This is a genomic window from Myxococcales bacterium, from assembly GCA_012517325.1.
Classification (GTDB): domain Bacteria; phylum Lernaellota; class Lernaellaia; order Lernaellales; family Lernaellaceae; genus JAAYVF01.
In genome coordinates this window covers 1-11,575 of the sequence record JAAYVF010000066.1, presented here as the reverse complement: position 1 = coordinate 11,575, position 11,575 = coordinate 1, and the positions used below count along the sequence as shown (strand labels likewise).

9 protein-coding genes are annotated in these 11,575 nt (G+C 64.6%); 6 read left to right on the top strand and 3 right to left on the bottom strand.

Annotated features, from left to right (window positions below; translation table 11 throughout):
• Positions 1-21: 21 nt before the first annotated feature.
• Positions 22-687 carry a hypothetical protein gene (locus GX444_11565; protein ID NLH49226.1) on the bottom strand — a complete coding sequence of 222 codons (666 nt, stop codon included), beginning with the start codon at positions 685-687 and terminating at the stop codon, positions 22-24.
• 94 nt (positions 688-781) lie between these two features.
• A complete protein-coding gene (locus GX444_11560) occupies positions 782-3,484 on the bottom strand; it encodes a PKD domain-containing protein (protein ID NLH49225.1) in 2,703 nt (900 codons plus the stop codon).
• A gap of 117 nt (positions 3,485-3,601) precedes the next feature.
• On the opposite strand from GX444_11560, the gene GX444_11555 reads away from it, so the two are divergent.
• From GX444_11555 to GX444_11530, 6 genes are all read left to right on the top strand, one after another.
• Complete coding sequence (locus GX444_11555; protein NLH49224.1) at positions 3,602-4,351, top strand: hypothetical protein; 750 nt, start codon at positions 3,602-3,604, stop codon at positions 4,349-4,351.
• Positions 4,352-4,690: 339 nt separating this feature from the next.
• Entirely contained in the window at positions 4,691-6,247 is a 1,557-nt protein-coding gene (pruA, locus tag GX444_11550) for an L-glutamate gamma-semialdehyde dehydrogenase (protein ID NLH49223.1), read from the top strand.
• Positions 6,248-6,250: 3 nt separating this feature from the next.
• Positions 6,251-7,705, top strand: a complete 1,455-nt coding sequence (locus GX444_11545; protein NLH49222.1) for an FAD-dependent oxidoreductase — start codon at positions 6,251-6,253, stop codon at positions 7,703-7,705.
• 4 nt (positions 7,706-7,709) lie between these two features.
• Positions 7,710-7,988: a (2Fe-2S)-binding protein gene (locus GX444_11540; GenBank protein ID NLH49221.1), complete on the top strand. Its 279-nt coding sequence runs from the start codon at positions 7,710-7,712 to the stop codon at positions 7,986-7,988.
• Positions 7,985-9,124: an FAD-binding oxidoreductase gene (locus GX444_11535; protein NLH49220.1), complete on the top strand. Its 1,140-nt coding sequence runs from the start codon at positions 7,985-7,987 to the stop codon at positions 9,122-9,124. Before GX444_11540 ends, GX444_11535 begins: the two co-directional genes overlap by 4 nt.
• An 88-nt stretch (positions 9,125-9,212) precedes the next feature.
• Positions 9,213-10,577 (top strand): DUF1571 domain-containing protein, encoded by a 1,365-nt coding sequence (locus GX444_11530; protein ID NLH49219.1) that lies wholly within the window; start codon positions 9,213-9,215, stop codon positions 10,575-10,577.
• A gap of 21 nt (positions 10,578-10,598) precedes the next feature.
• On the opposite strand, the gene GX444_11525 is transcribed toward GX444_11530, so the two are convergent.
• Positions 10,599-11,575 (bottom strand): zinc ribbon domain-containing protein (locus GX444_11525; GenBank protein NLH49218.1); only part of this gene is annotated, 977 nt, incomplete at its 5' end.

Genomic DNA, 11,575 nt, shown 5'->3' with positions numbered 1-11,575 from the left:
CTGTCAAGAAACTCGCCGGCGTCACTCGATGCAGTGGGTGTCCTGTTCCGGACAGTGAATGCGAACGTGCAAATGGTTGCAATGGCCCGACGCGTGGCGGACGATGCCCGCGCGGGTGCGGCGGGGGCGCGGATATTGAAACAGCGAGGCCAGCCGCTGCTCGGGCTCGAACAGGGAAATCTCCTCGTAGATGCGCTGCTGCACTTCCCAATCGAGCAAAATGTACTGGATACGCCCTTTGGTTTGCAGCGTGTCGATCAGCGCCCAGGTTTTCGGGACGTCCAACTCGGCGCTGGTCATGTCCAGAAACCGCCGGTGCAATTTGTTGTCGGCGGCGTACATCGCCACGTCGGCGTCGCGGCCGCTCTGGTGGCTGCGATGCGGCGACAACGAGCCGCCCTCGCGCCGCGACAGGTGACCGACGACCAGCGGCGGAGCGTCCGGATAGGCCAGGCGCATGTCCGCCGCCACCGCCTCGAGCAGATGAACCAGTTCCGGGGTGCCCCAGGCCTTTTCGGGTTCCAACACCACCAGATCGTCATTGCTTGGCAATTGAATGCCGCCGACCAGGTAGCCGTTGTCGGTCGAACCGACCGAACCGGCGTTTTCGGGCAGCCCGCGCAGGGGCGAGCAGGCGGCGACGGCCAGCCAGATGAACCAGACCAGTCGAAAGGCTTTGCGCGGCATGAACCTTAAAATAAACGCTTCGGGTAAGGAAGGAAAGATTTTTTTCGCGGGCGACCCGAAGGCCGCCCGCTACTATTTCACTTCGTAAGTCCGCTCAGCACCCGCAACCGGAATCGTCGTCGTCATCGCCGTCGCCGGCCGCGTCGTCATCGTCGTCAACGTCGTCGTTGTCGTCGTCGGCGGGCGAGGCGTCGTTGTCGTCGTCGTCGGGCGTGTTGTCGTCATCGTCGTCCGCGCCGCCTTCGACGGTGATGTAGCCGGTTTTCGACTCGACATCGGTGCCGCCGTCGTTGGTGGCCGTCAGGGTGACGGTGTAGACGCCGGCCGTTTCGTACACGTGCTGCGGCTCGGCGGCCGTGCCGGTCTGCCCGTCGCCGTAATCCCAGAGGTAGGCGGCCGGGCAATCCGCCGAAACCTCGCTGAGGTTGGTGAAGTGGACGGTCAGCGGTGCCTGGCCGGTCAGCACATCGGCCTCGAAGTCGGCGATCGGCGCGCCGCAGTTGACCTTGATGTAGCGCCACCGCTGCCGCGACACCGAGCCGCCCGGACCGGTGACCTCGACCTTGACCGTATAGACGCCCGGCGCCTCGTAGGTGTGCAGCGGATTGGCCTCATCCGAGGTGCCGCCGTCGCCGAAGGTCCAGGCATACGTTTCGACGACGCCCGTGATCGCGCTGGTGAACTGCACGTCCAGCGGCGTGACGCCGCTCGTGGGCGTGCCGGTGAAATCGACCGTCGGCGGCAATTCGATGACCGAGATGTAAGCGGTCTTGGTCAGGGTTTTTTCGCCTTCCGGCCCGTTGATGATCAGGGTGACGTCGTAGGTGCCCAGGTCGGTGTAGGTGTTGGTCGGGTTCTGCTCGGTGGAGGTGTTGCCGTCGCCGAAATCCCAGGACCACGAGGTCGGGCTGCCGGTCGAGTGGTCGGTGAAGTGCACCTCCAGCGGCCGGGCGCCTTCGGTGACGTCGGCGCTGAAGGCGGCGAGGTAGACCGGCGTGCCGATGGCATCCAGGTCGAAGCCGTCGTTCGCGGCATCCAGGTCGCTGCCCCCGTCCTCGATCTTCAGGTACCGCACGCTCGCCAGGCCGGCGGCGTCCAGATCGAAGCCCGAGGTGCCGTCGCCCTCGCCGAGTTCCACCCACGGCCCGTGCGGTCCGCCGCTGCTGCCGTAAAGCGTGAACGGCTCGTCGCCGTCGCTGCCCGCCTCGTAGACGACCAGATCCGAACCCGCATCGTCGGCGATGCCGTCCGGGCCCAGATCGACCACGGCGAAGCCGCCGTTGCCCAGGCTGATGAAATCGCCGTCCGGCGGGCCGAAGGCGTTGGCCGGCGGATAGGTGGAGGAATAGCTGTTGGGCATTTCGTCGTAGAGCCAGCGGAACAGGAAAGTGTGCGGTTCGGCCGACGGCGTCAATTCGATGTTGAGGTTCGTCGGCGCGCCGTTGGTGATCGCGAAGGTGGTCGTGTAATCCTCGTAATTGTTGGCCGTCACATGCAGGGTGTAACTGCCCGCGCGCAGGTACTTGTGGAAATCGCCGACTTCGTAGTCGGTGAAGGTCATCCACTTGCCGTCGACCTGCACCAGGGCGCCCACCGGATCGCCCGAATCGATGTCGGTCACCGTGCCGTGCAGGCCGTTGCCGACTTCCTGCAACAGCCACTTGATCGCCGGTTGGTGGTCTTCCCACACCGCGACCGAGGTGGCCCAGGAGCATTCCTTGGTGTAGCTCAGTTCGTAGGACAACCCCAGCATGCCGTGCGAACCGTACATTTCGTCCATGGTGACGCCGACCGCCTGGTACAGCACATTATAGCAACTGCCTTGGACGTTCATTTCTGGATCGGTGCAATGATTGGGGTAGATATATTGTTCGCCGATGTAATCGAATTCGGCGTCGTCGGCGGGATCGTTACCGATATAGCCCCAGGAGTGCAGGAAAATGACGGTGCCGCTGTGGCCCGACATACCGAAGATGAAAGGCTGGTTGCCTTCCCAGAATTCGGCCACGGCCTGCGTTTCCGGTTCGCTGTGCGGCGCGTCGCCCGGAGCGGATTCGTCCGGATCCCACATGTAGCCATAGTTGCGGTTGAGGTCGACGCCGTGGTTGTTGTAGCGGCTGCGGCCCCAGGTCGGGTCGTCGTAATTGCCGTCGGGGTTGGTCAGCGGCTCGATGAAGATTTCGCGGTTGTCGACCAGGGCCGTGACGTCGGGGTCGCTGCCGTATTCGGTCACCAGCCACTGAATGACGAACAGCGCCAGGGTGTAGCCGGCGATCTCGTCGCCGTGGATGTTGTGCTCGAAGAAGACCGCCGGTTCGGCCTCGTTGTCCGCCACGTTATCCGAAATCTTCGCTACGAAGAGCGCCCGGCCGCCGACGCTGTCGCCGATCTCCTCGACGGACAGGATGTCCGGATAAGCCGCTTCCAGGTCGTAAAGGAAGGTCGTCATTTCCGCGTGGGTAAGGTAGTGATCGAGCACGACGTCGGTCGGCGGCGCTTCCTTCGGCCGCTGCGCCATCGCTTGGGCCCGCGACTTGACCCAGTTATCGAGGTCGGCGATCAGCACGTTGACCTCGAAGCCGGCGGCCCGCAGTTCGTCGATCGTCTTCGCGTCGCAGATGATGCGCACCCAGTCTTCCCGCTCGAAGTCCTCGAAGCGGACGTTGTAATCGGCCAGCGCGGTCAGGGTATCGTAATTGGGCGCGTAGACCTCGATCACGTTTTTAGGCGCATCCGCCCAGGCGGTCGCGGCCCAGGCGATCATGATGATGAAAGTAGCCAGGCATAAACGGCGCATGGTTGTCCCCTTTTCGACCCGTTCGCGAAACTTTAGGCCGGGTGTTTCCCGGCGTCAAACCGTTTGCCCTCGCGCCGCAAACGCGACAAACTGCCGTCGAATTCAAGGAGCCAAACGATGAAACTGCGCGTGCTGGGTTGTTACGGCCGGTTGGATCGCGATCATTTTTCGCCGGGTTACCTGCTCGACGACCGCCTGCTGCTCGACGGCGGCACGATCAACTCGGCCTTGTCGCCCGACGAAATGGCGCCGATCGACTGGGTGCTGCTCAGCCATCCCCATTTCGACCACCTCAAGGAAATCCCGCAGTTCCTGCTGATCAAGGTGGCGGCGCGCGCCGGCCTGACGCTGGCGGGCATGGCGCCGACCATCGCCGCGCTGCGCGAACACGTCTTCAACGGCACGATGTGGCTCGATTTCACCCGGGTCGGCGATCCGCCGGCGCTCGTTTACCAGACGCTCGTCGAGGGCGAACCGGCGCCGGTCGGGCCGTATACCGTCACGGCGGTGCCGGTGGAGCACACGGTGTTTTGCGCGGGAATGATCGTCGAAAGGGACGGCGTCGCGCTCGCCTACACGGGCGACAGCAAGGGCACGACGCGCTTCTGGCGGGCCGTCGCGGCGAATCGAAACGTGCAAACGGTGCTGATCGACACCGCGTTTCCCGACCGCCTCGCCGCCCAGGGCGAAAAAAACGCCCATTACTGGCCCGCCCGCGCCGCGGCGGACCTCGCCACGGTCGACCGGCCGCTCCGCGTCCTGGTCACCCACATGCAACCGGCCCACGTCGCCGAAATCGCCGCCGACTACCGCAAAACCGGCCTGAACGTGGAACTGCTGGAGCAAGGGCGAACGTACGAAATTTAGGAATGGCGAACGGCGAATGGGGAACCTCCGGGATCATGGCTGACTCGCTGTTCGCCGGAGATCCTTCGCCGGTCCCACGGCTTCCGTCCGCAACGCCGCCATCGCGCTCTGGAAACGCCATCCTTTCCTTTTCACACGCTTTTTCACCCGGTTGTCAAAGCCGATCTTCGGCGCTAGCATGCCCTCAAACTTGAGCAAAACCGAAACGTGCCGATGACTACTTCGCTCACAATCCCGCTCTCCCGGCCCGGTCGACCGCGACCTATTAATCGCCAGAGAGATCATTTATACGGCAAGCGCCCACGCTTGCCGTTATCGCTTTAAGAAAGGAGACGCCCGATGTTTGGACCGTTCACGAACGAGCCGCTGTTGGATTTCCAGGAACCTCGCCACAAAGCCGGCATGGAAAGCGCGCTGCTGCAGGTGGCCGAAGGCGGCAAGAAGGACTGGGTCCATCCCCTGATCGTCAACGGGAAGAAAATCAAGACCAAGCACACCTTCGCCACCACCAACCCGGCCAATCCCAGTCAGTCGCTGGGCGTTTTCGCCAAGGCCGGGGTCGAGGAAGCCAAACTGGCGATCGCCGCCGCCGACAAGGCGTTTCCCGCCTGGGCCGCCGAGCCCGCGCAGAAAAAAGCCGAAATCCTGATCCGCGCCGCCCAGCTCATGCGCCGGCGCCGCTTCGAACTCAACGCCACGATGGTGCTCGAGGTCGGTAAAAACTGGGTCGAGGCCGATGCCGACCTGGCCGAGGCGATCGACTTCCTGGAATTCTACGCCCGCCAGGCGCTGGTGTGGGAGCGCGGCATGAGCGTCGGGTATTATCCCGGCGAGAAAAACGAAACCAGCTACATTCCGCTCGGCGTGGTCAGCGTCATTCCGCCCTGGAACTTCCCCTGCGCCATCCTGGCCGGCATGACCGCCGCGGCGCTGGTGACCGGCAACACCGTCTGCCTGAAACCCTCGTCCGACGCGCCGCTGATCGGCTACAAGGTCGCCCAGATCCTCTTCGAGGCCGGCATCCCCGCCGGCGTGCTCAACGTCGTGCCGGGCCCCGGCGCCACCTGCGGCGAGGAGCTGGTGACCAACCCGCGCGTCCGCGCCATCAACTTCACCGGCAGCAAGGAAGTCGGCCTGGGCATCGTCGAAAAGGCCGCGAAAATGTCGCCGGGACAAAAGTGGATCAAGCGGGTCGCGGTCGAGATGGGCGGCAAGGACACGCTGATCGTCGACGAAACCGCCGACCTGGAAAAAGCGGCGATGGCCGCCACCATCAGCGCCTTCGGTTTCCAGGGCCAGAAATGCTCGGCGTGCAGCCGCGTCATCGTCGTGGCCGAGGTGTACGAGGAATTCAAAAAGCTGCTGGCGCAGCAGGTGAAGAAAATCACGATCGGGCCGGTGGTCGATCCGGCCAATTACCTGGGCCCGGTGATCAACGCCGCGTCGCACAAGAAAATCCTCGCCTACATCGCCATCGGCCGGAAAGAGGCGAAGATCCTCACGGGCGGCGAAGCGGTGGAAATCGACGGCGGCTACTTCATCCAGCCGACGGTGGTCGACAACGTGAAGCCGGGATCGCGGCTCGACCAGGAAGAGATTTTCGGCCCGGTGCTGTCGCTGCTCAAGGCGAAGGATTTCGACCAGGCGCTGAAACTGGCCAACGCGACCGAGTACGGCCTAACCGGCGGCCTGATCTCGAACTGCCGCGAGCGGATCGACCGCGCGCGCCGCGAGTTCTTCGTCGGCAACCTGTACGTCAACCGCAAGATCACCGGCGCGCTGGTCAACGTGCAGCCGTTCGGCGGCTTCAACATGAGCGGCACCTGCTCGAAGGCGGGCGGCGCCGATTACCTCGGGCTTTTCCTGCAGGCCAAAAGCTACACGGAGCGCTATTAATCCATGCAACGCATCAAGGATCACCGCATCTACACGCATCACGAGCGGGAATTCGATCGCGGCGAACCGCTGCAAATCCGCTTCGAGGGCTACCGGCTCAAGGCGTTTTCCAAGGAACCCGTGGCGATCGCCCTGTACGCCAACGGCGTACGCACGGCCGCGCGCTCGATGAAGTACCACCGGCCGCGCGGCCTGTTCTGCCTGGCGGGCCGCTGCATGAGCTGCCTGGCGCGGGTCGACGGCCTGCCCAACGTCCGCACCTGCCACGTCGCCTGCCGCGACGGAATGGTCGTCCAGCGCGAAAACGCCGTGCCGCAGGCCACCGACGACCTGTTGCACACGATCGATTTCCTGTTTCCGCGCCATTTCAACTATCAGGAAATGTTCACCAAGCCCCAGTGGGCGAACAAGCTGCTGCAAAAATCCGTCCGCCATTTCGCCGGCCTGGGCGACCTGCCCGACCGCGAAACGCCCGTGCCGCCCCTGCGCGAAAAGAGCGTCGAGGTGGCGGTGATCGGCGGCGGGCCGGCGGGCCTCGAAGCCGCGCTGGCCGCGGCCGCGACGGGCGCCAAGGTGGCGCTCTTCGAGGACGCGCCGGAGGTCGGCGGCCACTTCACCGGCTGGCCCGAACCGGTCGACGGCCTGGCCGATGGCCCTGCGTGGGTGCGCGATCGTCGCGCGGCGCTGGACCGGGCCGGCGTGGAAGTCGTCACGGCGGCCGAATGCGTCGGCTATTACCGCGAGGGCTTCTGGGCGATTCATCACCAGGGCGGCCTGATTCTGCTGACCGCCCGGCGGACGATTCTGGCCACCGGCGCCTACGACCAGCCGCCGCTGTTTCCGAACAACGATCTGCCGAACATTTTCTCGTCGCGCGGCCTGCTGAAACTCATCCATCGCTGGGGCATCTGCCCCGCCGTGTCGTGCACGATCCTCGGCGCGGACGACGCCGCGCTCTCGCTGGCCGAGCGCCTGCCGCAGATCGGCGTGCGCGTCCTGGGCCTGGTGACCGCGGAAACGAAGATCGCGGGCGACCGCGACCGCGCCGAAAAGGTGCAGACCAGCGGCGTCCCGATTTTCCTGGGTTACCGCGTGACGCGGGCCATCGGCAATTTCCACCTGAAGGGCCTGCGGCTGGAGCCGACCGACGGCGGCGAGCCGATCGAACTGCGCTCCGACCTGGTCTGCGCCAGCCTGCCGCCGGCGCCAAGCTGGGAACTGGCCGCGCAGGCGGGCGCCAAGGCGATCAGCCATCCGGAACAGCACGGCTTCCTCGTCGAAGCCGACCGCGCCGGCCGCACCGGCCGCGCGGATTTGTTCGTGACCGGCGAAATGCTCGGCGCGGCCTCGCCCGCGGAAACGGCGGCGCGGGGTCGCCGGACCGGTCTGGCGGCGGGACTCGACCTGCACCCGGACGAAACGCGTCAAGCCGAATTGAACCGTTTGCTGGAGAATTGACACCATGCCGCGCAAAACCATCGTTTGCCGTTGCGAGGATATCACCGAGGACGAACTGCGCGAGTCGATCCGTAGCGGCCTGCGCGATATCGAATCGCTGAAGCGCTTTCACGCGCTGGGCACCGGGCCCTGCCAGGGCCGCATGTGCCTGGTCAATCTGGCCCGCCTGCTGCGCGAGGAAGGCGTGCCCGAGTCCGAAATCCTGCCGATGGCCAGCCGCCCGCCCCTGGCGTGGACGCCGCTGGCCGCCTTCGCCGGCGCCAAGGAAGGAGAAAAGCCATGAGCGGCCCGCGGACGGTCATCATCGGCGGCGGGATCGTCGGCTTGTCCCTGGCCTGGAACCTGGCCAAGCGCGGCTGGCGCCATATTACCGTGCTCGAACGCGACCACCTGAACGCCGGCGCTTCGGCGCGGTGCGGCGGCGGTGTGCGCGCCCAATGGTCCACGGCCGACAACATCCGCATCATGAAGCGCAGCGAGGAGCTGTTCGAGAGCTTTCCGCAGGACACCGGCTTCAACAACTGGTTCCGGCAGGACGGCTACCTGTTTCTCGCCTACACCGACGAGCAGGCGGCGCAGTTCGAAAAGAACGATCGCCTGCAGCACGAGAACGGCGTTCGTTCGCAGCTCTTGTCGCCCACCGAGATCAAACGGCTGGTGCCGTGGATCAACACCGCGGGCATCCGCCTCGGCTCCTTTCACAAACGCGACGGCGTGTGCTTCCCCTTTGCGATGGTGTGGGGCTACACCAAGGTCTGCCGCCAGCTCGGCGTCGAGGTGCTGGCGCACCACGAGGTGACCGCGCTGGAAACCGCCGGGACGAAGATCGTTCAGGTGGTGACGCCGCGCGGCGCGTTCGCGGCCGACCTGGTGGTCAACGCGACCTCGGCCTGGGCGCCGCAAATCGGGCGAATGTGCGGCGTCGAACTGCCCAATCATCCGGAAAAGCACGAGGCGATCGTCACCGAGCCGTTGCATTCGTTCCTCGGCACCAACCTGATTCCGATGAACAGCGGCATGTACGTGGCGCAGACGATGCGCGGCGAAATCTACGCCTGCGTCGGCCTCGAAAAGGGCCCGGCGAGCGATTACAACAGCACCTTCGCCTTCATGCGCAAGGTCAGCCGTCTGATGATCGACCTGGTGCCGCGCCTGAGCGCCGTGAAGGTGCTGCGCCAGTGGGCGGGCTTCTACGACATCACGCCCGACACCAACCCGATCATCGGCTACGTCGACCGGCCCGAGAATTTTTACCAGTATCACGGGCTGATGGGGCACGGCTTCATGTTCGCGCCGGCACTGTCGGAAATGGTGGCCGATCACCTGGTCAGCGGCCGTGTGCATCCGGATCTGGCGAATTACGACCTGGGCCGCTTCGAACGCGGCGGGCTGGAAGTCGAGCAGATGATCATCGGCTGACGGCGCCCGGCGAAGCCGCGCATTGCAATGGACCGCGCGAATCCACTATAAAGAAAAGCGATCCCCACCGGAAAGGATTGACGATCCGATGAAGAAACGTTTGTGGTGGCGCTGGGTCGCGAAGTTGGGCCTCGGTTTGTCCTGCCTGGGAATCGGCTTGTTCTTCCTGCCGGCCGCCGGCCCGTCCCGCGCCGCGGCGGCGAATCCGCTGCTGACGGCCTTGCAGCAGGCCGTCGCCGGTTACAAGGACAGCGTCTACACGATCACGCTGCAGAACCGGATCGGCAAGCAGGCGCGCCCGGCGGAAACCATCCAGGTGAAGAGCGCCAAGGGCGGCGCGGTCTACCTGAAATGGACCGGCGGCCCGCACCAGGGCCGCGAAGCGCTGTACAAGCCGGGCTGGAACAACAACCTGGTCTGGGTGAAGGACGGCGGCGTGCTTTCGTTTTCCGCCGCCAGCCTGTCGCCCGACGACCCGCTCGTCAAACGCGACTACCTGCGCACGCTGCAATTCCTCTCGCTCGACAAGCTGGCCGAGGCCGTGCTGTCGTGGCAGAACGATCACCAGATCGCCGCCGCCGACGCGCCGCGTACCCTGGTGATGACCGGACCGGCCGACAAGGCAATCATCGCCTTCGCCGCCAACGGCCTGCCGCAGAGCATCGAGGTGACCGACGCGGCCGGCCTGCGCGAGAAATACCAGTTGACCGATTTGCGGCTCAACGCCGGCCTGACGGCGCGCGACTTCGATCCGGCCAACCCGGCCTACGGATTCCCGGGGTATTCGCCCGCCGGCATTTTCATCGATCCCGAGCGGATGAACACGGCGCTGACCCAAAGCTGGGCCAAGATCAAGGACTACTCCTGCGTCCTGATCAAGCAGGAGCGGATCAAGGGCAAGCTACAGGAAAAGAACACCAGCCTGCTGAAGTTCCGGAAACCGGGCGACATCTACATGAAGTGGATCAAGGAACCGCACCTCGGCCGCGAACTGATCTACCGCCTGGGCAAGGACGAAAAATTGCTGGTGCACGAGGGCGGCCTGCTTTCCGTGGCGACCGTCTCGCTCAGCCTCGATTCGTCGCTGCTGCGGGCCGACACCAACCACAAGCTGACCGAACTGGACATCGGCAACACGCTGAAGATGATCTACGACAACCTGTACCGCGGGTTGAAAGCCAATGAGGTGACCCTGCAATTCAAGGGCGGCTCCGATCTGGGCGGGCGGCTGGTCTACACCGTCGAAAGCCGGTTCGCCAACGCCGCGGCGCGCCGCTATTACTCGCCGCGCACGGTCATCAGCCACGACGTGATCACCGGGATGCCGTTGAAGGTGGTCAATTACGACGCGGCGGGGCAGCTCAACGAGGATTTCGAATGGTCGCAAATCCGCTTCAACACCGGCCTGACCGACCGCGACTTCGACCCGAAAAACAAGGATTACAAATTCTAATTACCCCGCGGCGACCGAACGCTATTGCTGGCCGAGCAGCAGCGCGACCAGCGTCGCGCCGCCGATGACGCCGGCGGCGATCAGCAGCACGAGAATCAGCTTCAGCCACGAGAACGGCGCGCTGCCCTGCACCTCGCCCGTCTGGCCGTTGACCAGAAACCGATACACCTTGTCCTTGTAGAGGAAAGCCGAAATCCACAACGGCAACAACGCCAGGTCGTAATTCCAGTTGGCGAAACTCGACCGCACATTCAGGTTGCGGTGCGTGTCGCCCGGCACCAGCCGCGCGCACTCCGCGGTTTCCTTTTTCTGCAATTCGACCGCCGCCGTGCCGCGGCCGCCGGCCGGGTCGATCGACGGATTCTCGGCGGCGAAACCGGCGAGGTAATCGCCGTTGTAGGACTTGGCCTGCGTCAGTTCAAACGGCGCGATCTTGTTCACCCATTCCTGGTCCAGGCCTTTGGAGGCCGAGACCAGGAAGTCCTCGTAATGCGCCGAATGCGCGCCGCTCGCCGGTTGCCAGCGGGTCTTTTGCACATCGCGGTATTTGGTCACCGTATGGCCCTGCTGGTCCTTTTCGGTGTAGGCCTCCTTCTCGTAATAGTGATATCCCGCGTCGGCGCTCCAGTTCGAATAGGCGTCGGCGTCGAAGGCCCAGAAAGGCATGTAGACCCCGCGGATTTCGTTGAGTGCGCTTTTTTTCGTCAGATCGCGGGGGCGGAAGAAGCCCTTGCCCAGCCACTTCCAGAAACGCTGCTCGGCCTGGGTTTTGTCGAAGGCGAACGGCACGATCCGGTTGGGACGCTCGGCGAAGGCCGCCTGCTCTTCCTCGATCACGTACGACGAACCGCAATAGGCGCAGGCCAGCGCCTTGACGCTCGGATCGTAACTGACCTTGGCGCCGCACGCCTTGCAGGAGAAGGTTTTCATCACGCGGTCGATACCCGACTGACCCGGATTCTTCACCCGCAGTTCATCGGCGCCGGCGGCCGGCGGCG